Annotated in this window: 23 protein-coding genes; 10 read left to right on the top strand and 13 right to left on the bottom strand. The window is 60.6% G+C overall.

Translation table 11 applies throughout. The features are described from left to right. The first annotated feature begins 80 nt into the window (after positions 1-80). From pqqC to KGA82_RS23405, 4 genes are read left to right on the top strand one after another with little or no spacing between them, the layout of a single operon-like run. On the top strand, positions 81-833 hold the full coding sequence (gene pqqC, locus KGA82_RS23420; RefSeq protein ID WP_223452630.1) for a pyrroloquinoline-quinone synthase PqqC: 753 nt from the start codon (positions 81-83) through the stop codon (positions 831-833). Next, entirely contained in the window at positions 830-1105 is a 276-nt protein-coding gene (gene pqqD, locus KGA82_RS23415; RefSeq protein WP_223436265.1) for a pyrroloquinoline quinone biosynthesis peptide chaperone PqqD, read from the top strand. The genes pqqC and pqqD overlap by 4 nt, the downstream gene beginning before the upstream one ends. Then, complete coding sequence (gene pqqE, locus KGA82_RS23410) at positions 1077-2252, top strand: pyrroloquinoline quinone biosynthesis protein PqqE (RefSeq protein WP_008024195.1); 1176 nt, start codon at positions 1077-1079, stop codon at positions 2250-2252. The genes pqqD and pqqE overlap by 29 nt, the downstream gene beginning before the upstream one ends. Beyond that, on the top strand, positions 2218-4044 hold the full coding sequence (locus KGA82_RS23405; RefSeq protein ID WP_223452629.1) for a S9 family peptidase: 1827 nt from the start codon (positions 2218-2220) through the stop codon (positions 4042-4044). The genes pqqE and KGA82_RS23405 overlap by 35 nt, the downstream gene beginning before the upstream one ends. A gap of 112 nt (positions 4045-4156) precedes the next feature. Here the strand turns inward: KGA82_RS23405 and KGA82_RS23400 are convergent, their stop codons facing one another. Beyond that, entirely contained in the window at positions 4157-4315 is a 159-nt protein-coding gene (locus KGA82_RS23400) for a YqaE/Pmp3 family membrane protein (RefSeq protein ID WP_207284819.1), read from the bottom strand. A 207-nt stretch (positions 4316-4522) separates the two neighbouring features. Then, positions 4523-5806 (bottom strand): aspartate aminotransferase family protein, encoded by a 1284-nt coding sequence (locus KGA82_RS23395; protein ID WP_223452628.1) that lies wholly within the window; start codon positions 5804-5806, stop codon positions 4523-4525. Between the two features lie 169 nt (positions 5807-5975). Between KGA82_RS23395 and KGA82_RS23390 the strand changes: the two genes are divergently transcribed. Then, entirely contained in the window at positions 5976-6896 is a 921-nt protein-coding gene (locus tag KGA82_RS23390; RefSeq protein ID WP_223452627.1) for a LysR family transcriptional regulator, read from the top strand. 227 nt (positions 6897-7123) lie between these two features. On the opposite strand, the gene KGA82_RS23385 is transcribed toward KGA82_RS23390, so the two are convergent. From KGA82_RS23385 to bioB, 10 genes are all read right to left on the bottom strand, one after another. Beyond that, a complete protein-coding gene (locus KGA82_RS23385) occupies positions 7124-8902 on the bottom strand; it encodes an acyl-CoA dehydrogenase C-terminal domain-containing protein (RefSeq protein WP_223452626.1) in 1779 nt (592 codons plus the stop codon). Positions 8903-9168: 266 nt separating this feature from the next. Continuing rightward, positions 9169-10965, bottom strand: a complete 1797-nt coding sequence (locus tag KGA82_RS23380; RefSeq protein ID WP_223452625.1) for an acyl-CoA dehydrogenase C-terminal domain-containing protein — start codon at positions 10963-10965, stop codon at positions 9169-9171. Between the two features lie 90 nt (positions 10966-11055). Further along, a complete protein-coding gene (locus KGA82_RS23375; RefSeq protein WP_008035909.1) occupies positions 11056-12342 on the bottom strand; it encodes a GGDEF domain-containing protein in 1287 nt (428 codons plus the stop codon). A 275-nt stretch (positions 12343-12617) separates the two neighbouring features. After that, positions 12618-14423, bottom strand: a complete 1806-nt coding sequence (locus KGA82_RS23370; protein ID WP_008024212.1) for a phenylacyl-CoA dehydrogenase — start codon at positions 14421-14423, stop codon at positions 12618-12620. 278 nt (positions 14424-14701) lie between these two features. Further along, positions 14702-14998, bottom strand: coding sequence for a hypothetical protein (locus KGA82_RS23365; RefSeq protein ID WP_008024213.1), 297 nt, complete (start codon positions 14996-14998; stop codon positions 14702-14704). 120 nt (positions 14999-15118) lie between these two features. Further along, positions 15119-15799 carry a dethiobiotin synthase gene (gene bioD, locus KGA82_RS23360; RefSeq protein WP_223436259.1) on the bottom strand — a complete coding sequence of 227 codons (681 nt, stop codon included), beginning with the start codon at positions 15797-15799 and terminating at the stop codon, positions 15119-15121. Then, a complete protein-coding gene (gene bioC / locus KGA82_RS23355) occupies positions 15796-16608 on the bottom strand; it encodes a malonyl-ACP O-methyltransferase BioC (RefSeq protein ID WP_223452624.1) in 813 nt (270 codons plus the stop codon). Before bioC ends, bioD begins: the two co-directional genes overlap by 4 nt. Next, positions 16601-17332, bottom strand: coding sequence for an alpha/beta fold hydrolase (locus tag KGA82_RS23350; RefSeq protein WP_223452623.1), 732 nt, complete (start codon positions 17330-17332; stop codon positions 16601-16603). The genes bioC and KGA82_RS23350 overlap by 8 nt, the downstream gene beginning before the upstream one ends. Next, complete coding sequence (gene bioF, locus KGA82_RS23345) at positions 17325-18503, bottom strand: 8-amino-7-oxononanoate synthase (protein ID WP_192416798.1); 1179 nt, start codon at positions 18501-18503, stop codon at positions 17325-17327. Before bioF ends, KGA82_RS23350 begins: the two co-directional genes overlap by 8 nt. A gap of 137 nt (positions 18504-18640) precedes the next feature. Continuing rightward, entirely contained in the window at positions 18641-19696 is a 1056-nt protein-coding gene (gene bioB, locus KGA82_RS23340) for a biotin synthase BioB (RefSeq protein ID WP_008024223.1), read from the bottom strand. A gap of 92 nt (positions 19697-19788) precedes the next feature. On the opposite strand from bioB, the gene KGA82_RS23335 reads away from it, so the two are divergent. The 5 genes from KGA82_RS23335 (at position 19789) to rarD (ending at position 25579) form a co-directional block, all read left to right on the top strand. Continuing rightward, a complete protein-coding gene (locus KGA82_RS23335) occupies positions 19789-20529 on the top strand; it encodes a ComF family protein (protein WP_223452622.1) in 741 nt (246 codons plus the stop codon). A 126-nt stretch (positions 20530-20655) separates the two neighbouring features. Then, positions 20656-21420 carry a TOBE domain-containing protein gene (locus KGA82_RS23330; RefSeq protein ID WP_223452653.1) on the top strand — a complete coding sequence of 255 codons (765 nt, stop codon included), beginning with the start codon at positions 20656-20658 and terminating at the stop codon, positions 21418-21420. Positions 21421-21478: 58 nt separating this feature from the next. Beyond that, on the top strand, positions 21479-23380 hold the full coding sequence (locus tag KGA82_RS23325; protein WP_223452621.1) for a PhoX family protein: 1902 nt from the start codon (positions 21479-21481) through the stop codon (positions 23378-23380). A gap of 182 nt (positions 23381-23562) precedes the next feature. After that, entirely contained in the window at positions 23563-24537 is a 975-nt protein-coding gene (locus tag KGA82_RS23320) for a serine/threonine protein kinase (RefSeq protein WP_008034976.1), read from the top strand. A 154-nt stretch (positions 24538-24691) separates the two neighbouring features. Beyond that, entirely contained in the window at positions 24692-25579 is an 888-nt protein-coding gene (rarD, locus tag KGA82_RS23315; RefSeq protein WP_192227612.1) for an EamA family transporter RarD, read from the top strand. A 215-nt stretch (positions 25580-25794) separates the two neighbouring features. On the opposite strand, the gene KGA82_RS23310 is transcribed toward rarD, so the two are convergent. Further along, positions 25795-26313 (bottom strand): glycine cleavage system protein R, encoded by a 519-nt coding sequence (locus KGA82_RS23310; protein WP_008045141.1) that lies wholly within the window; start codon positions 26311-26313, stop codon positions 25795-25797. Positions 26314-26552 lie beyond the last annotated feature (239 nt).

The following is a 26552-nucleotide window of genomic DNA, read 5'->3' as shown; positions in this document are numbered from 1 at the left end:
TCCCTGTAGGAGCGAGGCTTGCCCGCGAAAGCGTCCGAACAGACACAACAGAATCCACCGGTTATTCCCCGGAGACCGAAATGACTGACACCCCACTGTCCCCCGCCGAATTCGAAGCCGCCCTGCGCGCCAAGGGCGCCTATTACCACATCCATCACCCCTATCACGTGGCGATGTACGAAGGCCGGGCGACCCGCGAGCAGATCCAGGGCTGGGTCGCCAACCGCTTCTACTATCAGGTGAACATCCCCCTGAAGGACGCCGCGATTCTGGCCAACTGCCCGGACCGGGAAATCCGTCGCGAGTGGATTCAACGCCTGCTCGACCATGACGGCGCCCCCGGCGAAGACGGCGGCATCGAAGCGTGGCTGCGTCTGGGACAGGCCGTCGGCCTCGACCCGGACCAACTGCGCTCGCAGGAACTGGTGTTGCCCGGCGTGCGTTTCGCCGTGGACGCCTACGTCAACTTCGCCCGCCGGGCCAATTGGCAGGAAGCCGCCAGCAGCTCATTGACCGAGCTGTTCGCGCCGCAGATCCACCAGTCGCGCCTCGACAGCTGGCCGCAGCATTACCCATGGATCGACCCGGCCGGTTACGAATATTTCCGCACCCGCCTGGGCCAGGCGCGCCGCGATGTGGAACACGGTCTGGCGATCACCCTGCAGCACTACACGACGCGGGAAGGACAGGAGCGCATGCTGGAAATTCTCCAGTTCAAACTGGACATTCTTTGGAGCATGCTCGATGCCATGAGCATGGCCTACGAACTGAAACGCCCGCCGTATCACAGCGTGACCGAGCAACGGGTCTGGCACAAAGGAATCAGCTTATGAGTTTTGATCGCAGCAAGACCCCAACCTGGCGTCCAGGCTACCGGTTCCAGTACGAACCGGCGCAGAAAGGCCATGTGCTGCTGTACCCGGAAGGCATGATCAAACTGAATGAAAGCGCCGCGCTGATCGGCGGTTTGATCGACGGCGAACGTGACGTCGCGGCGATCATCGCCGAACTCGACGAGCAGTTCCCCGGCGTGCCGGAGCTCGGTGATGACATCGAGCAATTCATGGAGGTCGCCCGTGCTCAGCACTGGATCGAACTTGCCTGATTCCGTGTCGGACAAGTTACCGCCCAAACCGGAAATCGGCCTGCCGTTGTGGCTGCTGGCCGAGCTGACCTACCGCTGCCCGTTGCAATGCCCGTACTGCTCCAATCCGCTGGATTTCGCCGAACAAGGCAAAGAGTTGAGCACCGAACAGTGGATCAAGGTGTTCCGCGAAGCACGGGAAATGGGCGCGGCGCAGTTGGGCTTTTCCGGCGGTGAACCGCTGGTGCGCCAGGACCTCGCCGAACTGATTGCCGAGGCGCGCAAGTTGGGTTTCTACACCAACCTGATCACCTCCGGCATTGGCCTCACCGAGCAGAAAATCAGCGACTTCAAGAAGGCCGGCCTGGACCATATCCAGATCAGCTTCCAGGCCAGCGACGAGCAGGTGAACAACTTGCTGGCCGGCTCGAAAAAGGCCTTCGCGCAGAAGCTGGAAATGGCTCGCGCAGTGAAAGCACATGGTTATCCGATGGTGCTGAATTTCGTCACCCATCGGCACAACATCGACAAGATCGACCGGATCATCGAGCTGTGCATCGCCCTTGAGGCGGACTTCGTCGAACTCGCCACGTGCCAGTTCTACGGCTGGGCGCAGCTCAATCGGGTCGGTCTGTTGCCGACCAAGGAACAACTGGTCCGGGCCGAACGCATCACCAACGAATACCGCGCCAAACTGGAAGCCGAAGGGCATCCGTGCAAGCTGATTTTCGTCACGCCGGACTACTACGAAGAACGCCCGAAAGCCTGCATGAACGGTTGGGGCAGTATTTTTCTGACAGTAACCCCGGACGGAACCGCGCTGCCGTGTCACGGCGCCCGACAGATGCCGGTGCAGTTTCCTAACGTGCGCGACCACAGCATGCAGCACATCTGGTACGACTCGTTTGGCTTCAACCGCTTTCGCGGTTACGACTGGATGCCCGAGCCATGCCGCTCGTGCGACGAGAAAGAAAAGGACTTCGGTGGCTGCCGCTGCCAGGCCTTCATGCTCACCGGTGACGCCAGCAACGCCGACCCGGTGTGCAGCAAGTCGGAACATCACGGCGTGATTCTCAAGGCCCGCGAAGAAGCCGAGCACGCGACCCAGACCATCGAACAACTGGCCTTTCGCAATGAACGAAACTCACGACTCATCGCAAAAAGCTGAACCCTTCAGCGCCGCCAAAGCGGTCGCTGCCGGTGTCGACTTTGCCGAACTGCAGGTTGGCCAGCATGGCCTGTTCTGGAACGAGTACCGTCCCGAGGACGCCGCTTGTCGAATCTGGCATTGGCGTGATGGCCAGGCCCATTGCCTGACGCCAATGGGTTTCAGCGTGCGCAGTCGGGTGTACGAATATGGCGGCGGAGCGTTCTGTCTGACAGATGACGGGGTAGTTTTCGTCAACGAGGCGGATCAGCAGCTGTATCGCCAATCGCTCAAAGGCGAAATGCCCGAAGCGCTGACGTCCGGTGAATGCCGCTACGGCGATCTGCAATTTGCCAATGGGCAAGTGTTGGCCGTTGAAGAACATCGGGACCGGCATCGACTGGTGGCCATCGATCTGGCGGACAGCACGCGGCATCTGTTGGCCGAGGGTGCTGACTTTTATGCCGCGCCGACACTGAGCCCCGATGCTCGACGGTTGGCCTGGATCGAATGGAGCCGTCCGGACCAGCCATGGACCGCGACGCGCCTGATGGTTGCCGAGCGCCAGAGCGATGGCCGTTACGCTCAAACGCGTTGCCTGGCGGGTGAAGATATTCAGGAGTCGTTGCAACAACCGCGATTTGATGACCGTGGCCGTCTGCTTTGCCTGACGGATCGCGGCGGTTACTGGCAGCCGTGGGCGGAGTCTTCCGATGCGTTGCGCCCGTTGCCCAGCGCTGCGGCGGATCATGGACCCGCGCCCTGGCAGTTGGGTGGTTGCACTTGGCTGCCCTTGAGTGAAAACAGCTATCTGGCCAGTTGGACCGAAGGCGGATTCGGCCGACTGGGCATTGGCGGTGACGCTACAGAAGATTTCACCGGGGACTACAGCCGATTCCGACATCTCGCACTGGATGAACAATTCATCTACTGCATCGCCGCTTCGCCGGTCAGTTCATCAGCCGTGATCGCCATCGACCGCAAGACCCGAGCCGTCAGGGTATTGGCCGGTGGAATCGCGCCGCTGCCCGCCGATCAGATCAGCATCGCGCAAACCCTGCGCTACCCGAGCGGTTCGGGCGAGGCTCACGGCTTCTTCTACCCGGCGATGACCGGCGAAGCGAAACCGCCGCTGGTGGTATTCATCCACGGCGGTCCGACTTCGGCGTGCTACCCGATGCTTGATCCGCGCATCCAGTACTGGGCACAACGCGGCTTCGCCGTGGCCGACCTCAACTACCGTGGCAGCAGCGGCTACGGCCGGGCTTACCGCCAGGCGTTGCATTTGAGTTGGGGTGAAGTGGATGTGGAAGATGCCTGCGCGGTAGTCGCCCATCTCGCCGAGCGCGGATTGATCGATGGCGACCAGGCGTTTATTCGCGGTGGCAGTGCCGGCGGCTACACCACGCTGTGTGCATTGGCGTTCAAGAAGGTCTTTCGCGCTGGTGCTAGTCTTTACGGCGTCAGCGATCCCGTTGCCCTGGGCCGCGCAACCCACAAGTTCGAAGGCGATTACCTGGATTGGCTGATTGGCGATCCTGAGCTGGACGCCGAGCGCTACGCCGCACGCACGCCCCTGCTGCATGCGAGCAACATCAGCGTGCCGGTGATTTTCTTTCAGGGCGAACTGGACGCTGTGGTCGTGCCGCAACAGACCCGCGGCATGGTCGAGGCGCTGCAGCAAAACGGCATTCTGGTACAGGCGCACTATTACGCGGACGAACGTCACGGCTTCCGCAAGGCCGGCAATCAGGCCCATGCGCTGGAGCAGGAGTGGTTGTTTTATCGACGGGTGATGGCGCTCGAAAGCTGAAACCGAGTCGCTCCCTTCGCGGGCAAGCCACGCTCCTACAGGATCTTCAGCGTGCACAAACTCTGTGGGAGCTGGCTTGCCAGCGAATGCGATCTATCTTGCGCTGCGAACCTTAGCGCTTGGCGATGATGTACACCGCATGCACGATCCCCGGAATGTATCCGCACAACGTCAGCAGAATATTCAGCCAGAACGCGCCAGCGAAACCGACTTGCAGAAACACGCCCAGTGGCGGCAACAGAATGGCGATGAGGATGCGAATGAAGTCCATGGGGCAGCTCCTGAATTGAAGTGGGCTCACGTGAGCCACACAACCAATCGACCTGCGCCGTTCGTCAGGGTTCAGTTCGAGTCTTGGCCCACTGTCGTTGCCCGAATGAGTTCGCAGACAAAAAAACGCCCCACGTCAAAAGAATCAAACGTGGGGCGATGCGTTATACCGCGAGACGGTTCGGGAATTCGTGTAGGGCGGTTCTGATCAGACGGCAATCCCTTTGCGGCATTGCAGTTGTGCGGTGCGCACGCGGGAAAACGCGCGGGCCAGGCGCAGGAGCATTTCGTCGATGTTGGATTTGCTGACCGTGAGCGCTGGGGTGAATCGCAGGCAATCGGCTTGCGGGGCGTCGAGCAGCAAGCCTTCGTACAGCGCTGCTTTGACTACGGCGTCAGCCGAATCGTCGGACAGAGTCAGACCCCAGAGCACTCCCTGACCACGCAGTTCGCCGTGCCCATAGCGATGAGCCAGACGTGCCAGGCCTTCGCCCAAGTGCTGGCCGGTTTCCCTGACATGCTCGAGAAAGCCCTTGTCCTGCACACTATCGAGCACAGCCAGGCCAGCAGCGGTCATCAGCGCGTTGCCATGGTGAGTGCCCGTCAGCTCGCCGACGTCGAAGCAGCAGGCTTTGCCACGTGCCAGCAGCGCCGCCAAGGGCACACCACCGCCCAGGCCTTTGCCGAGGACGACGATATCGGCTCGCACACCGTAGGACTGTTCCGCGAGTAAGGTGCCGAGTCGACCAAGACCGGTTTGCACTTCGTCGAAGATCAACAGGATGCCAAGCTCACGGCACAGGCGTTCGACACCCTTGAGGTAATCCTCGGTAGCGGGAATGACCCCGGCTTCGTTCTGGATCGGCTCAAGCATGATTGCCACGGTCCGGGCATCAACGGCGGCGTGCAGAGCGGCCAGATCATTGAACGGTACGTGGCTGAAGCCTGGAAGTTGCGGCTCGAAGCGGTTGGTCAGCCTGGAGCTGTCCGACGCCGGGATCGTCCCGAGACTACGGCCATGGCAACCGTTGTTGGCCACGATGATCCGCGACGCACCGCCGCGATGTTGCTGGCCCCACTTGCGCGCCAGTTTGATCGCCGCTTCACAGGCTTCACTGCCACTGTTGAGCAGGTACGCCTGGTCACTGCCAGTGCTGACGCAGAGCCGCTCGGCGAGGTTGAGCATGCCGCGATTGTGCAGGCCGAAACCGGGGTTGATCAGCGATTGAGCTTGCGCCGTGATCGCGTTGACCAGTACCGAAGGGCTATGTCCGAGGCTATTGGCCCCGCCCCCCTGGGAAAAATCCAGATAGGCGCGGTCTTCGCTGTCCCACAACCAGGAGCCCTGACCGCGCACAAAAATCTGTTTCGGCCGCTCGACACTGGGCATCAGGCACTCACTGGAAAGATTGTCACTTCTGTACGACAGGAAAGTGTCCGCGCTCAGGTCATCAAGGCTGGGAGCGTTGCGTCGTAAATTGAACAAATTCATCCGAAAACACCTCGTGTGAAGTGTTTTGCCTTACCTATGTAAACACCTTCGGCGTAAACGGTAGTCATCGCGTTCTATGGCCCTGTAAGCCCTGTGAATGCGGTTAGACTAGGCTCAGGCAAGACCTTGAGCCATTTCGATTTCCCAGCATTTTCAATAAGTAAAACTTATGGATTTTAAACAACTGCGTTATTTCGTCGCGGTCTACGAAGAGGGCCATGTGGGCCGGGCCGCCGAGCGGCTTTCAATCTCCCAACCGGCACTCTCCCAACAGATTCGCCAGCTCGAACAACACCTCGATGTGAGCCTGTTCGAGCGCAGCAGTAAACGCTTGCTGCCGACCCTGGCCGCACACACGCTGTACAACCACGCCCTGCCCTTGCTCGACGGCCTGCAACGGGCGCGTGAAGCATTGGGCAACTTCAAGGGACAAGCGCTGCGCACCCTGGCCATTGGCGTGCTGCAAACCGTCCACACCAGCCTGGTGCCGCAGATGCTCGAACGCGTGCGCAAGGCGCAGCCGCACCTGGTGGTGCAGATCTATGAACTGACGGGACTGGAAATCGAACGACGGCTGCTCAACGGTTCGCTGGACATCGGCATCAGTTACTTGCCGCCCCGTCAGCCGGGGCTACACGGCGTGATGCTGTACGAAGATGAACTGACACTGGTCATCCCGGCGGATCATCCGCTGCGTGAATTCAAGAAAGTCTCCATGAGTCAGGCCGCCGAGTTGCCGATGTTACTGCTGGGTGAAGAGTTTCAGGTGCGACAGATCTGGCAGACGCAACTGGCCAGCCTGGGGCGACGCCCGCAAGTGCAGGCCGAACTGAACAACATGGCGGGGATTCTCGACAGCCTGCCGCACACCCGGTTGGCGACTGTCCTGCCCGGCCGCTCGCAGAAGATGCTGGGCAATGACGAACTGCTCTGGAAGCCGCTGACCGAGCCACGGGTGCCATTGAAAGTCGGGTTGGTGTGTCGCGATGTGCAACGGCAACAAGCGTCATTGGCGTTGTTGCGGACCTTGCTTGAAGAAGTGATGAATGGCCCGAATGACGTCCCGACAACCCTGGACGGGATGAGCTGACTACTTTTCTGCGGGCAAAAGAAAACCCCGCCGAAGCGGGGCTTTGCAGACTGTTTCCCTGACATCCATTTCACTCCGCCGTCCTGGCAGAATCCTACGTGTCCGTGTTGTTGCTTTGCGCTTCCTGCGCGACGTCCATGTGAAGTAGATTAGCCGTGGATCCAATTTGCATCTATGGGAGAAAAGCAGCACGTCATGTAAGAGAATGCTTACATGACGTTACATTGTCAGAACTGCGCCGCGTCCAGCAGGAACAGCGACTCGCTACCGGCCTTCACCGACGCACTCAACGAGTGAATACGCGGCAGCAGGCGTGCGAAATAGAACCGCGCCGTACCCAATTTGCTCGCGTAGAAATCGTCCTGCGCTTCTTTACCGAAGGCGGCCTTGGCCATCAGTGCCCACATGTAGGCGTAAGCCACGTAACCGAAAGTTTGCAGGTACTCGACCGAAGCCGCGCCGATTTCATTCGGGTTGTTTTTCGCCCGATCCAGCAACCACTCCGTCAATTCGTCGAGGGTGGTCACGGCATCGTTCAACGGCTTGGTGAACTCGTCCAGCTCAGCGCTGGCCGTCGCGGTGAAGTGACGAATCTCGTCGGCGAACAGGTTGTAGAACGCCCCGCCGCTGCCAACGATCTTGCGCCCGACAAGGTCCAGCGCCTGGATGCCGTTGGTGCCTTCGTAGATCTGAGTGATGCGCACGTCGCGAACCAGTTGCTCCTGGCCCCACTCACGGATGTAACCGTGGCCGCCGAAAACCTGCTGGCCGTGAACGGTGGTTTCCAGACCGAGGTCAGTCAGGAACGCCTTGGCTACCGGGGTCAGCAGCGCCACAAGGTCTTCCGCGCGTTTGCGGGTGGTCGCATCTTCGCTGAACTTGGCGGTGTCCAGTTGCATGGCCACGTAAGTCGAGAAAGCACGGCCGCCTTCGTTCGAGGCTTTCATGGTCAGCAGCATGCGACGCACGTCCGGGTGGACGATGATCGGGTCGGCCACTTTGTCCTTGTTCTGCGCGCCGGTCGGCGAACGGCTTTGCAGGCGGTCGCGGGCGTATTCAACGGAGTTCTGGTAAGAGCGCTCACCAGAGGCCAGGCCCTGGATACCGACGCCCAGACGCTCGTAGTTCATCATGGTGAACATCGCCGCCAGGCCTTTGTTCGGCTCGCCGACCAGGTAACCCACGGCTTCGTCGAAGTTCATCACGCAAGTCGCGGAGGCCTGAATGCCCATCTTGTGTTCGATCGAACCGCAGGTCGCCGGGTTACGTGCACCCAGGCTGCCATCGGCATTGACCATGAACTTCGGCACCAGGAACAGCGAAATGCCCTTCGGCCCCGCCGGTGCATCCGGCAGTTTGGCGAGTACCAGGTGAATGATGTTCTCGGTCAGGTCGTGTTCGCCGCCGGTGATGAAAATCTTGGTGCCGCTGACTTTGTAGGAACCGTCCGCCTGAGGCTCAGCCTTGGTGCGGATGATGCCCAGGTCTGTACCGGCGTGAGGCTCGGTCAGGCACATGGAACCGGCCCAGACGCCGGCGTACATGTTCGGCAGGTAAGCGGCTTTCAGTTCGTCGCTGGCGTGGGCGTTGATCGACAGGCAAGCACCGGCGGTCAGCATCGGGTACAGACCGAACGACAGGCTCGCGGAGTTGACCATTTCTTCGACCTGGGCCGAAACCGCCTTGGGCATCCCCATGCCGCCGTAGGTCGGATCGCCACCGACACCGACCCAACCGCCTTCAGCGTAAGTCTGATAAGCCTGTGGGAAACCTGCCGGCGTGGTGACAGCACCGTCCGCCCAATGGCAACCTTCTTCGTCAGCCGCACGGCTCAGGGGCGCGATACTTTTGCTGGTGACCTTGCCGGCCTCTTCAAGAATGGCTTCAACGGTTTCTGCGTCGACGGTATCGGCCAGTGCAGGCAACTCGGCCCAGAGCTTGGCGACCTCGAATACTTCATTGAGGACGAAGCGCATATCGCGCAGGGGCGCTTTGTAGTCAGCCATGGCAAACCTCGCAGGATCTTTACAGGTGATTCGTAGGAAGAGTGTTTTCGTTGGGTCCGAGTGTAACCCAACAACTTTTGCGACACATAGGGTCAGGCTGTGACCGTTTTGTAATTTTTGGTCATTGCGTTTTTGTGTCTGCCAGAGCACCTTCGCGGGCAAGCCTCGCTCCTACAGGGTTTGCGCCATTTCGATTTGGTGCATGACCTGTAGGAGCGAGCGATGCGGCGATCCGACTTGCCCGCGAAGCTTTTCAAACGCAACCGTTACACCGAGAACAACTCCGCTGGCAGTTGCATCAAGCAATCGCTACCCGCTTCGATAGCCGCGCGATGTGCGGCGGTGCGTGGCAGCAATCGCTTGAAGTAAAACTCGCTGGTTGCCAGTTTACCCCGGCAGAAATCGGCATCGCCGCTGCCCGCATCCAGTTGCGCCTGAGCCACCAGCGCCATGCGCAGCCACAAGTAACCGAGGATGATGTAACCGCTGTACATCAGGTAATCCACCGACGCGGCGCCCACTTCGTCCGGATTCTTCATCGCGGCCATGCCGACCTGGGTAGTCAGTTCGCCCCACTGCTGGTTCAACCCGTTGAGTTGCGCCACGTAGCTGGCGAGTTGCGGATGATCGGCGTTCGCCGCGCAGAACTTGTGAACGATTTTGGTAAAACCGCGTAGCAGTTTGCCCTGGCTGCCGAGCACTTTGCGCCCGAGCAAATCCAGCGCCTGAATGCCGTTGGTGCCTTCGTAGATCGGTGCGATCCGGCAATCGCGAACCAACTGCTCCATGCCCCACTCACGAATGAAGCCGTGGCCGCCGAACACCTGCATGCCGTGGTTGGTCACTTCCAGCCCGGTGTCGGTCATGAAGGCCTTGCAGATCGGCGTCAGGAACGCCAACAGGTCTTCAGCGTCCTGCCGCGCGGCTTCATCCGGGCTCAGGTGCGCGGCATCCAGAAGTTGCGCGGTGAAGTAGGTCAGCGCGCGATTACCTTCGTTGAAGGCCTTCATGGTCAGCAACATTCGACGCACATCAGGATGAACGATGATCGGGTCGGCGACTTTATCCGGTGCTTTCGGGCCGGTCAGCGAACGCATCTGCAAACGATCATTGGCGTACTTGATCGCGCCCTGAAAACTCGCTTCCCCCAGACACAAACCCTGCATCCCGGTGCCGAGACGCGCATGGTTCATCATGGTGAACATGCAGTTCAGGCCCTTGTTCGGTTCACCGATCAGAAAGCCCTTGGCCTCGTCGAAGTTCAGCACGCAGGTGGCCGAAGCCTTGATGCCCATCTTGTGTTCGATCGAACCGCAGGAAACGCCGTTGCGCGCCCCCGCCTCTCCTTCGGCATCGGGTAGGAACTTAGGAACGATGAACAGCGAAATGCCCTTGGTGCCCGCAGGCGCATCCGGCAGTTTCGCCAGCACCAGGTGAATGATGTTGTCGCTCATGTCGTGTTCGCCGGCAGAGATGAAAATCTTGCTGCCGGAGATCGCGTAACTGCCATCGGCTGCTGGCACGGCACGGGTCTTGATGATGCCCAGGTCTGTGCCGCAATGGGCTTCGGTCAGGCACATGGTGCCGGTCCATTGGCCCGCGGTGAGTTTGCTCAGGTAGGTGTTTTTCTGTTCTTCGGTGCCATGGGCATGGATCGCCGACATCGCGCCGTGCGTCAGGCCCGGGTACATGCCCCAGGAAGTGTTGCTGGACCCGACCATCTCGCTGATGACCAGCCCCAGGGAACTCGGCAAGCCCTGGCCGCCATAAGCGGGATCGGCCGCCAGACCATGCCAGCCACCTTCGACGTATTGTGCGAAGGCTTGCTTGAAGCCTGTAGGCGTTGTCACCACGCCGTTGTCGAAATGGCAGCCCTCTTCGTCGCCGCTGCGATTGAGCGGTGCGAGCACGTTCTCGCAGAACTTCGCGCCTTCTTCGAGGATCGCATTGACCATGTCCGGGCTGGCATCCGTGGCGCCCAGTGCGGCGTAGTTGCTGTGAAAGTCGAAGACGTGGTCGATCAGAAAGCGCATGTCGCGCAGGGGAGCTTTGTACTCGGGCATGGTCATTTCTCCGGCAGCAGATTGATCAAACCTACTGCCGCCGATCACGCCTCACAATCACAGTCCAGACGCTGAATGCGCCATCATCACTCAACCCGCAGCAGCCTCGCGCACCGCACCACGACGGTTCTGACCGTAAGCCACCACGCAGTTTCGCCCGGCGCCTTTCGCGGCGTAGAGCGCCTCATCGGCAGATTTGAGCACTTTTTCCGGGTTGCGCTGTTCCACGCGTTCGGCGACGCCGATGCTGACGGTGACCGACACACTCGAAGCCCCTGATCCGGCACGACGCTGACGACCTTGCTGGTCATCCTGAGGACGGTTGTCCTGGTTACGCAGTTGAATGTTGTAGGTGGCGATGGATTCGCGGATGACTTCCAGGTGCGGCATGCACTCTTCAAGCGTCTTGCCCGCGAACACCAGCGCAAATTCCTCACCGCCGTAACGATACGCCCTACCGCCGCCGCCGATTTTCGACAGTTTGCTGGCTACCAGCCGCAGCACCTGATCGCCGACGTCGTGGCCGTGGGTGTCGTTGAATTTCTTGAAGTGGTCGACGTCGCTCATGGCCAGCACGTAATTGCGCCCCAGGCGCTGCATGCGTTCGTTCAACGCGCGGCGGCCAGGCAAACCGGTGAGCTCATCGCGGAAGGCCATTTGATAGGCTTCATGGGCAACCGCCGCGGCAATCATCAACATCACCTGGCTGCACATGATGTTCAGGGTGAACGGCAGGATGAACGTCTTCGGCAACGCCCAGAACAGCCCGAGCAAACCCACCAGTTGGGCGGCGTGCAAAGGCCTGGGGTTGCGCCAGTATTGCCAGCTCAGCAGCAGGAACGAGGCGATAAACACGGGGTAGGACAGCTGAATCAGGCTCATCCACGCGCCATGCAGGGCTGGCCAGCGGATTTCCGACAGCCACATCAACAGCGCCTGTGGGTAACTTTGCTCCAGGCCCAACGCCACGCTGCCGACGGCCAGCAACACTGCGAAACGCGCGATCATGTCCTGAAACAGATGGGTGCGTTCCTGCCACGCGGCGAATATGCCAAACATCAGCGGCAGCAACAGACAGCACAGGTGAAAGACCACGGCGGCGTCTTCACGCACTCTGCCGTTGTCGCGGTAATAGTCGGTCTGGGTGTCGAGCAGGTAGTAGGCGATGTACACCGTGACCATCAGAAACAGTTCACGCTGACGTCGGTAAACCGCGCAATAAGCGCCGCCGAGCAACAGCACCAACGTAGGCAGCACGTTGAACAGCGAAGTGAAGAAGACGTTCAGGTCCTTGACGTACGCAGCCGCCAGCCCCGCAAGCAAAAGCAGAAGTGAGGGTAGGAAATGACTGAAACGTACAGCGGAAGAACGCGGCAAGGGTAAAGCTCCGACCCGTCATGTCTATAGATGGCATTGTGCCCACTACTTTAACGGCAGTGACCCTGATTTTCTGAGTGATTTGCTAAGGTTTTTTTGACGCCGCATTACTGACTACTATCCGGCCAACCAGCAATGCACGGTTCCCCCATCAAAGGTCGTTACAAAAGACGGGAGAACTGCCCCCGACCGTGGTTTTTTTCACCAAAGTCGAGTTGAAAAAAAACCGCCACTCCCGAAGGAGCAGCGGTTTATTTAGTAGGCTGCGTTAAGGCTTAGTAGCCCAGTGCGAAGTCTTCTTCTTTCATGTCCATCAGGTTGTTGGCGCCCGACAGCATGGTTGCAACGTGAGTGCGGGTACGCGGCAGGATGCGCTGGAAGTAGAAGCGCGCAGTCTGCAGCTTGGCGGTGTAGAACGCCGTTTCGGTGGTGCCGGCTGCCAGTTTCTCGGCCGCCAGACGTGCCATGTCAGCCCAGAAGTAGGCCAGGCAGGCGTAACCGGAGTACATCAGGTAGTCCACGGAAGCCGCGCCGACTTCTTCGCGGTCTTTCATGGCTGCCATACCGACCTTCATGGTCAGCTCGCCCCATTCTTTGTTGATTGCAGCCAGCGGTGCGACGAATTCCTGAACGGCTTCGTTGCCTTCGTTGGTCTGGCAGAACTTGTGGACGATCTTGGTGAAGCCTTTCAGGGCCTCGCCTTGAGTCATCAACACTTTGCGGCCGAGCAGGTCGAGTGCCTGGATGCCGGTGGTGCCTTCGTACAGCATCGAAATGCGGCTGTCGCGAACGTTCTGCTCCATGCCCCACTCGGCGATGAAGCCGTGGCCGCCGTAGATTTGCACGCCGTGGTTGGCGGATTCGAAACCGACTTCGGTCATGAAGGCTTTGGCGATTGGCGTCATGAACGCCAGCAGTGCGTCGGCTTTCTTCTTCTCTTCTTCGTCCACGCCGTACTTGACGATGTCGACTTGCTTGGCGGTGAAGTAAACCATTGCGCGGTTGCCTTCGGCGAACGCTTTCATGGTCAACAGCATGCGACGAACGTCAGGATGCACGATGATCGGGTCGGCGGCTTTTTCCGGCGCTTTCGGGCCAGTCAGGGAGCGCATTTGCAGACGATCGCGAGCGTATTTCAGGCCGCCCTGGAAACCGATTTCGGCGTGGGCCAGGCCTTGCAGCGCGGTGCCCAGACGTGCGGTGTTCATAAAGGTGAACATGCAGTTCAGGCCTTTGTTCGCCGGGCCGATCAGGAAACCGGTGGCCGCGTCGAAGTTCATCACGCAGGTGGCGTTGCCGTGGATGCCCATTTTGTGTTCCAGGGAACCACAGGACACGGCGTTGCGCGCACCGATCGAACCGTCTTCGTTCGGCATGAATTTCGGAACGATGAACAGCGAGATGCCTTTGGTGCCAGCCGGTGCATCCGGCAGGCGAGCCAGCACGATGTGGACGATGTTATCGGCCATGTCGTGTTCACCGGCCGAGATGAAGATCTTGGTGCCGGAGACTTTGTAGGAACCGTCGGCCTGAGGTTCGGCCTTGGTGCGCAGCATGCCCAGGTCGGTGCCGCAGTGCGGTTCGGTCAGGCACATGGTGCCAGTCCATTCGCCGGAGACCAGTTTGGTCAGGTAGGCGTGTTGCTGCTCAGGCGTGCCGTGCTCGGAAATGGTGTTCATCGCGCCGTGCGACAGGCCCGGGTACATGCCCCACGACCAGTTGGCTTCGCCAACCATTTCGCTGACTGCCAGACCCAGAGACTCCGGCAGGCCCTGGCCGCCGTGCTCTACGTCGTGGGCCAGGCTTGGCCAGCCGCCTTCAACGAATTGCTTGTAGGCTTCTTTGAAGCCGGTCGGGGTTTTAACGCCGGACTCGCTCCAGGTGCAGCCTTCGGTGTCACCCACGCGGTTCAGCGGAGCCAGTACCTGCTCACAAAACTTGGCGCCTTCTTCGAGAATGGCGTCAACCATGTCCGGAGTTGCGTCCGAGCAAGCCGGAAGGCTCTGATAGTGCGCTTCGTAGCCGAGCAGTTCGTCACGAACGAAGCGAATATCACGCAAGGGGGCCTTGTAGTCAGGCATAGCGATAAACCTCTGCTGATGTAACCGGGAATGAACGACCGCGTTGATTTGTTGTGACGGTCAAACAGTTGTTTGAAACATACGTTTACGCCCAAATCTTGTCAAGCGCCGATCTTTTGCCGTTCGTCTTCACTCCCCGCGCAAAGCTGCACACGCGACAACGCAACGCCGTTGACTGAGCAACACGTCCTGCAGAAAAGTTTAGTTGGGAGAGAAGGACTTACACACAAAAACGCCGCGAAGGGTCGCGGCGTTGGCAGAGCGGTTTCAGCAGATGATCAAGCGAATGTGTCGATCAGTGTACCGAGCATTTCATCGGAAGCTTTGGCAACTTTGACACCGGCCTCGACCTGAAACTTGCCCTGAGCCATCTCGACCATGTTGCTGGCGAGGTCCGACTGCTGGCTGCGATCAACCGAGCGCAGGCGATTGACCTGAGCATCGGAGGACTGACTGGTCACCGAACGCTCGACCGAATTGTTGGCAATCTGGCCGGAGGCTTGATCGACACGGTTCTGCCCCGTCTGAATAGTGCTCAGACCAGCATAAAAAGCGGTACTTCCTGAGATTTCCATGGGAGAACTCGTCCTACAAAGGATCAACAGCGGCCATTGAACCAGACCCGCCTGCAAAAGGCCCGACAAAAACACTAATGGCACAGTGCCTTGTCATAGGTAAAACCAGTGCTTGAGACTTCAGTCCAGCAAATCCAGCTGAAGGTGTTCCGCCACCGCCTCTGCGGTCACCAACTTGAGTTTCGGCACACGCCCCAGGCACGGCGCGGGGATCCGCTCGGCCAGCGTGGCCAGGTTTTCTTCAAGGCGCGCAGTTTTGGCATCGATGATGTTGGCCACCCAACCCGCCAATTGCAAACCGTCACGGGCAATCGCCTCAGCCGTCAGCAGCGCATGGTTGATGCAGCCCAGCCGTACGCCGACCACCAGAATCACCGGCAAACCCAGCGCCATGGCCAGGTCCGACAGGTTGTCCTGATCCGCCAGCGGCACGCGCCAGCCGCCAGCGCCTTCGATGAGAGTGAAATCTGCCTGCATCTCCAGAATCTGCTGCATTGGCGTCAGCAACGATTGCACCGTCAACGCGACGCCGGCCTCGCGCGCCGCCAGATGCGGAGCGATGGCCGGTTCGAAGGCCACCGGATTGACCTGTGCATACGTCAGCGGCACCGAACATTCCGCCAGCAGCGCCAACGCATCGGCGTTGCGCAAGCCCTTGGGCGTCACGTCGCAACCGGAGGCCACCGGTTTTCCCGCCGCCGTACTCAGGCCGGCCAACCGCGCGGCATACAGCAAACCCGCAGCCACGGTGGTCTTGCCGACATCGGTGTCAGTCCCGGTGATGAAATACGCTGCGCTCATAAGGGTTTCTCCAAAACGGCGTACACCACTTGATAAGTCGCCGGCAGGCCTTGGGCCTGACGAAACTGCTCATACGCCTCGACCAGGCCGAGGATCCGCGCCCTGCCGGTCAAACCACCCGGCCGACCGGGGTTCAGATTGTGCGCGCCCAGCGCCTTGAGTTCATGAGTCAGGCTGCGCACATCCGGGTAATGCAGCACGTGAGGACGGGTTTGCAGACTCGCGACCTTCAAACCGCTGGCCGCACACAGGTGTTGATAAACCCCGAACTCGCGGAAGCGGTTGACGTGCACCATGCCATCCACCTGACGCCAACTGTCTCGCAGCTCAAACAGTGTGCCCACGCACAGACTAGCAAACGCAAACATTCCACCGGGTTTCAGCACGCGATGGGCTTCACTGAGCACCGACGCGAAGTCCGCGCACCATTGCACCGCCAGGCTGGAGAAGATCAGATCACAAGTCGAATCCTGCAATGGCAACCGCTCTGCATCCCCGGCGATGAAGTGCGTGGCCCCGCCCAATGGGCGCGCGTGATTGAGCATGCCTTCGGCGATGTCCAGCGCCACGCCGTGACCGCCAGGAAAACGCTCACCCAGCACACGACTGAAATGCCCGGTGCCACAGCCCAGGTCCAGCCAGCGACCGGGCACGAAATCGCCCGGCAAACGGCTCAACAACTGGCTGCCGACGTCACGCTGCAATTCGGCCACGCTGTCATAGCTGGCCGCCGCGCGGGAAAAGGACGCCGCCACCTGGCGTTTGTCCGGCAGGCCGCCGGGCAGGCTGGGAAGGGATAAATCAGTCATCACCGGACTCATGCAAAAAGGCCTGGATCGCCCCCGCCACACCGTGAGGGTCTTCCAGAAGAAACGCGTGGCTGGCCTGTTCAATCAGACCGATTTCGACATCCGGCAGCAACGCCAGCAAGTCCCCCGCCGCTTCGGCCGGAACCAGTCCGTCGAGGCCGGCGAACAGGTGCAACTGCGGGCCGCGAAAGGCCTGCAATGCCTGACGGGTATCCAGTTGTGCCAGCAACTCCAGGCCGCTCATCAACACCGCAGCAGAGGCGTTTGGCGCACCACCGAGCAGCAGCCGCGACAACCCGCGCGGGTCTTCGGCGCCTTGCGCGCACAGCAGCGAAAAGCGTTTCAAGGTCATGCGCGGATCGGCATTGCAGCCTGCCAGAAACGCATCAAACGTCTCGCCGGGCATCGCGCTCGGCCACTGTTCATGGGCAACAAAAGAAGGATTGCTCGCCAGGGTCAGCAAGCCGCAGCAACGATCACCGCGTCGCGCCGCCAACTCGGAGGCAAGCATGCCGCCGAGCGACCAGCCGCCAAGCCACACATCCTGAGGCACGGCCGAGTCGAGTTCGTCGAGCCATTCTTCAAGGTCGCTGGATTCCAAATCCGGCAACGGCTCAATCTCGACGCGCAGGTGTTCGTCCAGCCCCTGCAACGCAGCCGCCAAGGGTTCCAGCGGAGAAATCCCGAGACCCCAGCCGGGCAGCAGAATCAGGCGATTACGCATGGCTTGGCTCCGGTCCCAGTTGTTGAAAACAATCGGCCAGTCCATTTAACAATAGCTGCACCTGCGCCTCGCTGTGCGCGGCGGTCAGGGTTACCCGAAGACGGGCGCTGCCGGCGGGCACAGTCGGCGGACGAATCGCCGTGACCATCAAGCCGCGTTCGCGCAGCATCTGCGACAGTCGCACCGCACGCCCGGCGTCGCCGATCATGATCGGTTGAATGGGCGTGAAGCTGTCCATCAACTCCAGGCCGATCTGCTCGGCGCCGTGGCGGAACTGACGGATCAGCGTTTTCAGATGCTCACGCCGCCAGTGTTCGCTGCGCAGCAATTCCAGGCTTTTCAGCGTCGCGCAGGCCAGGGCCGGCGGTTGGCTGGTGGTGTAAATGTAGGGACGGGCGAACTGGATCAGACTCTCAATCAGCTCTTCGCTGCCGGCGACGAACGCGCCCGCCGTCCCGAACGCCTTGCCGAGGGTGCCGACCAGCACAGGCACGTCTTCCTGGCTCAGGCCGAAATGCTCGACGATCCCGCCGCCATTGGCACCCAGCGGACCAAAACCGTGCGCGTCATCCACCATCAGCCACGCACCTTTGGCCTTGGCTTCTCGGGCCAACGCTGGCAAGTCGGCGATATCGCCGTCCATGCTGAACACACCGTCGGTGACCACCAGCGTATTGCCGGTGGCTTTCTCGAGACGATTGGCCAGGCTCGCTGCATCGTTGTGCAGATAACGATTGAAACGCGCGCCGGACAACAAACCGGCATCGAGCAACGAGGCGTGATTGAGGCGGTCTTCGAGCACTGTATCGCCCTGCCCGACCAACGCGGTGACCGCACCGAGGTTGGCCATGTAGCCGGTGGTGAACAGCAACGCGCGCGGGCGGCCGGTCAAGTCAGCCAGCGCTTCTTCCAGCTCGTGATGTGGCGTGCTGTGGCCGATGACCAAATGCGAAGCGCCGCCGCCGACGCCCCATCGAGACGCCCCGGCGCGCCAGGCCTCGATCACTTGCGGATGATTGGCCAGGCCCAGGTAATCGTTGTTACAGAACGCCAGCAACGGCTGGCCATCGACCACCACTTCCGGGCCCTGGGGGCTTTCGAGCAAGGGGCGTTGGCGATAGAGATTTTCGGCACGACGGGCAGCAAGGCGTGCGGCGAGATCGAAAGACATGCAGGCCTCGCAAGTAAGGAAAACAAACATAACCTGTAGGAGCGAGGCTTGCCCGCGAAGGGAACGCCGCGGCCTGACTGAGCGACCGCAGTGACTCTTTCGCGGGCAAGCCTCGCTCCTACAGGGTTTCGCGTTGGTTAGACGGCAGCGTTGTAGAACTGCTCGCTGCTCTTCTGCTCCACCAGCGCCTGCTCGATGGCGGCCTGATGCACTTCGTCGGCGTGCTCTTCGCGCGCTTCCGGCAGGATGCCGAGGCGCGAGAACAGTTGCATGTCCTTGTCGGCCTGCGGGTTGGCGGTGGTCAGCAATTTGTCGCCGTAGAAAATCGAGTTCGCACCGGCGAAGAACGCCAGGGCCTGCATCTGCTCGTTCATCGCTTCACGGCCGGCGGACAGGCGCACGTGGGACTTCGGCATCAGGATCCGCGCTACGGCGAGCATGCGGATGAAGTCGAACGGATCGATGTCTTCGGCGTTTTCCAGCGGCGTACCGGCGACTTTCACCAGCATGTTGATCGGCACCGATTCCGGATGCTCCGGCAGGTTGGCCAGCTGGATCAGCAGGTTGGCGCGGTCATCGAGGGACTCGCCCATGCCGAGGATGCCGCCGGAGCAGATCTTCATCCCCGAATCACGCACGTAGGCCAGGGTTTGCAGGCGCTCGCTGTAGGTGCGGGTGGTGATGATGCTGGTGTAGAAATCCGGCGAAGTGTCGAGGTTGTGGTTGTAGTAATCGAGGCCGGCCTTGGCCAGCGCTTCGGTCTGCTCCTGGTCCAGACGACCGAGGGTCATGCAGGTTTCCAGGCCCATGGCCTTCACGCCTTCGACCATCTTCAGCACGTAGGGCATGTCTTTGGCCGACGGGTGTTTCCACGCCGCGCCCATGCAGAAACGGGTCGAACCGATGGCCTTGGCGCGAGCGGCCTCTTCGAGGACCTTCTGCACTTCCATCAGTTTTTCTTTTTCCAGGCCGGTGTTGTAGTGACCGGACTGCGGACAATATTTGCAATCTTCCGGGCAGGCGCCGGTCTTGATCGAGAGCAGCGTGGAAACCTGGACGCGGTTGGCGTCGAAATGCGCGCGGTGCACGGTCTGCGCCTGAAACAGCAGGTCATTGAATGGCTGAACGAAGAGTGCTTTGACTTCGGCCAAAGACCAGTCATGACGCAGGGTTGCAGAGGTGCTGGCGCTCATGGGCGTTTCCTTTGTTTTATGCTGGGCAAGCGGTCGGGGGACGGAATACCCACAGACGCGACACGGATGTTCGGCATATTTAAGGAAGAGCGATGCGCTGTCAACCACGATACGAAGGACCGGTTTACATCTGGTTAAAAAACAACCAATCCTGTTTGCTCTGCGACGAGACAGCCGAAGAAGCCACGCCGATCTGCATGGCCTGCGAAACCGAGCTGCCCTGGCTCGGCGATCACTGCCAGACCTGCGCCCTGCCATTACCTGCGGCGGGCCTGACGTGCGGCCCGTGCTTGCAGCAACCGCCGCCCTTCGAGCAAGTCATTGCCCCGTGGACCTATGGTTTTCCGGTCGACAGCCTGATCACCCGATTCAAGCACAACGCGAAGTGGCCGTATGGTCGCCTGCTCGCCGAACTTCTTGCTCAATACCTGCAACATCGCTTCGATGAAGGGTTGGAACGGCCAGATGCGTTGGTCCCCGTTCCGCTCGCCGCTAAACGTCTGCGCCAACGGGGCTTCAACCAGGCCGCGATGCTGGCCCGCTGGTTGAGCGCCGCCCTGGATATCCACTGTGACGAACAGCTGCTCAAGCGGATTCAGGACACCAGCGCGCAACAGGAGCTGAAGGCTGATGCGCGCAGGAAGAACCTGCGTCACGCCTTCGCGCTGATGCCCGGAGCACTGATCAAGGGCCGTCACCTGGCGCTGGTCGACGACGTACTGACCACCAGCGCCACGGCCCAGGCATTGGCTCGTCTATTAATGGACGCCGGTGCCGCGCGAGTCGACGTCTACTGCCTGGCCCGCACCCCAAAACCCGGCGACACCAATTGACTAATGCCTGGCACAAAACCTGTGGGAGCGAGCCTGCTCGCTCCCACAGGAATCGTGGCTGACTTGACTCCCGCGCCCCAAGCCGCCAACGTCCTCTCCATCGTCACAGCCTTGAAGCGTCTCGCCATGTCCTTGCCTACGTTGTTGTCCCAGCACATTGTCCGTCGCCCGCAGCGCATCGCCTTGCTGCAACACATCGCCGAACAGGGCTCGATCACTCGCGCCGCAAAAAGCGCGGGCCTGAGTTACAAAGCTGCATGGGATGCCATCGACGAGCTGAACAACCTCGCGCAGAAACCGCTGGTGGAGCGCAGCGTCGGCGGCAAGGGCGGCGGTGGCGCCAAGCTGTCCAGCGAAGGCGAGCGCGTATTGCGCCTGTATCAAAAGCTGCAAACGTTGCAGGCGCAGGTGCTGGAAGCCGCCGAAGACGCCAGCGACCTCAACCTGCTCGGCCGCCTGATGCTCAGAACCAGCGCGCGCAATCAATTGCACGGCAAGGTCGTGGAAATCGAAGCTCAGGGGCGCAACGACCTGATCCGCCTGGAACTGGCTGAAGGCTTGATCCTCGTGGCGCAGATCACTCACGACAGCACCCTGCGCCTGGAGCTGCAAACCGGCACCGAAGTCGTCGCCCTGATCAAGGCCGGCTGGCTCGACCTGTTGGGTATCGATGACGAGGCAACGCCCGGACACAATTGCCTGACCGGCACCCTTGAAGAAATCCTCGACGCCGAAGACGGCCCGAGTGAAGTGCGCATCGGCCTGCCCAATGGCCAGACGCTGTGCGCGCTGGCCGAACCGCTGCACTTGCGAACCCACGGTCTGGCCACCGGCAAAGCGCTGCGGGTGCAATTTTCCCCCTCCAACGTGCTGCTCGGTACACCGCTCTGAAACACAAGCGTCATTAACGCGCTTTAAGGTGACTGCAAAAACCAGCAGGGAGCCTGATGTGAGCCTATTAGAAGACAACCAATCCACCGACCTCGAGCAAATGGTCGGCCTCAGCCGTCGTGGTTTCATCAGCGCGGGCGCCCTGTGCGGTGCCGCGATGTTCCTCGGCGGCAACCTGCTGAGCCGCAGCGTGCTCGCGGCCAGTGTCAGCGCAGGCACCAGCAAACTGTTGGGTTTCGACAGCATTCCCGCCGCCACCAGCGACGCAATCACCCTGCCACCGGGCTACAAGTCTTCGGTGCTGATCAGCTGGGGCCAGCCGCTGCAAAAGAACGGTCCGGCATTTGATCCAAGCGGCAACGGCAGCGCCGAGCAACAGGAAGTCCAGTTCGGCGACAACAACGACGGCATGAGCCTGTTCGAATTTCCGGGTGAGAAAGACCGGGCGCTGATGGCGATCAACAACGAATACACCAACTACCGCTACCTTTACCCGCACGGCGGCATGCCGCAATCGGCCGAAGAGGTGCGCAAGGCGCTGGCCTGCGAAGGCGTGTCGGTGATCGAGGTGCAGCGCAAGAACGGCCACTGGCAATTCGTTCAGGGCTCGCGCTACAACCGCCGCATTCACGGCAACGCACCGATCAGCCTCAGCGGCCCGGCTGCCGGCCACGCGCTGGTGAAAACCAGCGCCGACCCGCACGGCAAGAACGTGCTCGGCACCTTCCAGAACTGCGCCAACGGCAAGACGCCGTGGGGCACCTACCTGACCTGTGAAGAGAACTTCACCGACTGCTTCGGCAGCAGCAATGCCGAGCAGAAATTCGACGCCGCGCAAAAACGCTACGGTGCGGTGGCGACCAGTAAAGAGATCAACTGGCATCAACACGACGAGCGCTTCGACCTAGCGAAGAACCCCAACGAACTCAACCGTCATGGCTGGGTGGTGGAAATCGACCCGTTCGATCCGACATCGACACCGGTCAAGCGCACCGCGCTGGGCCGTTTCAAACATGAAAACGCGGCCCTGGCCGAAACCCATGACGGCCACGCCGTGGTGTACATGGGCGACGACGAACGCGGCGAGTTCATCTACAAGTTCGTCAGCCGCGACAAGATCAACCACAAGAACCCGAAAGCCAACCGCGACCTGCTGGACCACGGCACCTTGTACGTAGCGCGTTTCGACGCGGGCGACGGCAATGCCGATCACCCGAAAGGCCAGGGCGAGTGGATCGAGCTGACCCACGGCAAAAACGGCATCGACGCCAGCAGCGGTTTTGCCGATCAGGCCGAGGTGCTGATTCATGCACGCCTCGCCGCCACGGTGGTGAAAGCCACGCGCATGGACCGTCCGGAATGGATCGTCGTCAGTCCCAAGGACGGCCAGGTCTATTGCACGCTGACCAACAACGCCAAGCGCGGTGAAGACGGTCAACCGGCGGGCGGGCCGAACCCGCGCGAGAAGAACGTCTACGGGCAGATTCTGCGCTGGCGCACCGACCGTGATGATCACGGCTCGAAAAGCTTTGCCTGGGATCTGTTTGTGGTCGCCGGCAACCCGGGTGTCCACGCCGGCACGCCGAAGGGCGGTTCGTCGAACATCACGCCGCAGAACATGTTCAACAGCCCGGACGGCCTGGGTTTCGACAAGGCCGGACGCTTGTGGATCCTGACCGATGGCGATTCGAGCAACGCCGGTGATTTTGCCGGCATGGGCAACAATCAGATGCTCTGTGCCGACCCGGTGACCGGTGAGATCCGACGCTTCATGGTCGGGCCGGTGGGTTGCGAGGTGACGGGGATCAGTTTCTCGCCGGATCAGAAGACCTTGTTTGTCGGGATTCAGCATCCGGGGGAGAACGGTGGTTCGACGTTCCCTGAGCACCTGCCGAACGGCAAGCCGCGGTCTTCGGTGATGGCGATTTCCCGTGAGGACGGCGGGATCGTCGGCGCCTGATCAACCGCCTTCGCGGGCAAGCCTCGCTCCTACAGGGAAATGCATTCCAAATGTAGGAGCGAGGCTTGCCCGCGAAGACGTCAGCCCTGACAACACTCATCTCAACCCCAACCACTAAAGACAGCCCGTCTGCGCTACCATGCTTGGCCGGACGCGGCAGCCTGCTGCGCGCAGGAGTCAGCATGGCCCACCCGTTTGCAACCCTCACCCCAGACCTCGTGCTCGATGCCGTCGAAAGCATCGGCTTTCTCAGCGACGCGCGCGTTCTGGCGCTCAACAGCTACGAGAACCGTGTCTATCAGGTCGGCATCGAAGACTCCGAGCCGCTGATCGCCAAGTTCTACCGCCCGCAGCGCTGGACCAACGAAGCGATTCTCGAAGAACACCAGTTCACCTTCGAACTCGCCGAGTGCGACGTGCCGGTGGTGGCACCAATGATTCACAACGGTGCCAGCCTGCACGAACACAACGGTTTCCGTTTCACCCTGTTCCCCCGCCGTGGTGGCCGCGCACCGGAGCCGGGCAATCTCGATCAGTTGTATCGGCTGGGCCAACTGCTCGGTCGCCTGCACGCCGTCGGCTCGACCAAACCGTTCGAACACCGTGAAGCCCTGGGCGTGAAGAACTTCGGTCATGCCTCGCTGACAACCTTGCTCGAAGGCAATTTCATCCCCAAAAGCCTGCTGCCGGCCTACGAGTCTGTCGCCCGTGATCTGCTCAAGCGTGTGGAAGAGGTCTACAACGCCACGCCGCACCAGAACATCCGCATGCACGGCGATTGCCACCCCGGCAACATGATGTGCCGCGACGAGATGTTCCACATCGTCGACCTGGATGACTGCCGCATGGGCCCGGCGGTGCAGGACATCTGGATGATGCTCGCCGGCGACCGTCAGGAATGTCTGGGGCAGTTGTCGGAATTGATGGACGGCTACAACGAGTTTCACGATTTCGACCCGCGGGAACTGGCGCTGATCGAGCCGCTGCGCGCACTGCGCCTGATGCATTACAGCGCGTGGCTGGCACGCCGCTGGGATGACCCGGCGTTCCCGCACAGTTTTCCGTGGTTCGGGACGGAGCGGTATTGGGGTGATCAGGTGTTGGCGTTGCGCGAGCAACTCGCCGCCCTCAACGAAGAACCCCTGAAACTGTTCTAACCCTTGTAGGAGCGAGGCTTGCCCGCGAAGAACGATAACGCGGTTAGCCAGATACACCGCGTAATCGTTCTTCGCGGGCAAGCCTCGCTCCTACAAAAAAAAACACATGTCTATACAATCCTCTCTTTGTTAGCTGCCTAAGCAAGGATTCTGCATGCAAGCCGCCAACCCCCGTCGCGGGTACATCCTGGGCCTGAGTGCCTACATCATCTGGGGACTTTTCCCGCTCTACTTCAAGGCCATTGCCAACGTGCCCGCCGTGGAGATCATCATCCATCGCGTGCTCTGGTCGGCGCTGTTCGGCGCGTTGCTGCTGATGGTGTGGAAGCATCCGGGCTGGTGGCGCGAGTTGCGTGACAACCCGAAACGGCTGGCGATCCTGGCCTTGAGCGGCACGCTGATCGCGGCCAACTGGCTGACGTACGTCTGGTCGGTGAACAACGGGCGCATGCTTGAGGCCAGTCTCGGTTACTACATCAATCCGCTGGTGAACGTGTTGCTGGGGATGTTGATCCTTGGCGAACGGTTGCGGCGTATGCAGTGGATTGCCGTGGGACTGGCGGCGGTCGGCGTCGCGCAACAGGTGTGGCAAGTCGGCAGTCTGCCGTGGGTGTCGCTGGTGCTGGCGTTGACGTTCGGCTTCTACGGATTGATCCGCAAGCAGGCGCCGGTCAAGGCGCTGCCGGGCCTGGTGGTGGAAACCTGGATGCTGGTGCCGATTGCCATCGCCTGGCTGCTCTTCAATCAGACGGCCGTCAGCGCCCAACCCGAATTCTGGACCACGTCCGAAGCCTGGTGGCTGGTCGCCGCGGGTCCGGTAACGCTGGTGCCGCTGGTGTGTTTCAACGCCGCCGCACGGCATTTGCCCTACACGACACTCGGATTTCTCCAGTACCTGGCGCCGACATTGGTGCTGTTGCAAGCCGTGCTGCTGTTTGGCGAGCATCTGTCGTCCAGCACACTGGTCGCCTTCATCTTTATCTGGGCAGGCCTGGCGGTTTACAGCATCGATGCGTGGATAAGTCTGCGCCGCCGCAGCTGATCAAAAATCATACAAACCTCTGCAGGCCACGCCTCTCGTGGCCTGCATCGATCCTTCCCAAGGTTATCCACAGCGTGATCCCCGGCGTTTGTGCGCAACTTGTTGAAACTGATGGTTTTTTGATCAGATCTTGAAGAAGCCCGGCCGGCGTGGGCTGGCGGGCTGTCTCTACAGGTTATCCACAGGCAGGTGCACGTATAACTTGGATAACCCTGTCAGGGGTCGCTGCGCAACACCAACTCCACCATCAAATCGTCCGCCAGGGTTTCCAGGCGCGACTGCAACACGTCCAGCGACAAGGTCAGCGGCACCGCAAGAATCGCTTCAGCGTGGAACAACGGCTCGCTGCTCATAGGTGCCGGACGCACTTCAGTCACCAGCCGCTCCAGGTTGACCCCTTGCTCACTCAACAGACGCGTGATGTCCCGCACGATCCCCGGACGATCATTGCCGACCAGTTCCATGGCAATCGGTTTCCAGGTGCAGGATTGTTCGATGCCGCTTTCGGCGATCAGCACGCGAATGCCATGGACGGACAACGCCTGTAAGGCATCGACCAATTCGTCGTAGGCCTCGGCCGGCACGCCCACCCGAAGAATCCCGGCAAACTGCCCGGCCATGCGTGACATGCGGCTTTCCAGCCAGTTGCCGCCGTGCTCGGCAATGCACTGGGCGATGCGCTCGACCTGCCCAGGTTTGTCCGGTGCGAAAACAGTGAGTACGAGGTGGTCCATGGCGCAGCCCTCTTTTGTTGTAGAAAGAGAAGTATAGGCAAGGGATGTTGCTGCGCTGAATCGGCCGACGCCTTCGCGGGCAAGCCTCGCTCCTACAGGTCGTACGCAGCCCTGTAGGAGCGAGGCTTGCCCGCGAACGGGACGACACCATTCCCCCGGTCAAAATACAAATCGTGTACAACTTCTTATATTTAACTGGAACAATCTCATACTTTTTTGAGAACATCCCTATCCCCGAC

This window comes from Pseudomonas sp. BF-RE-22 (genome assembly GCF_019956155.1).
In the GTDB taxonomy this organism is placed as follows: domain Bacteria; phylum Pseudomonadota; class Gammaproteobacteria; order Pseudomonadales; family Pseudomonadaceae; genus Aquipseudomonas; species Aquipseudomonas migulae.
The sequence above is the reverse complement of the archived record's forward strand: the minus strand, read 5'-3'. Positions and strand labels throughout refer to the sequence as shown.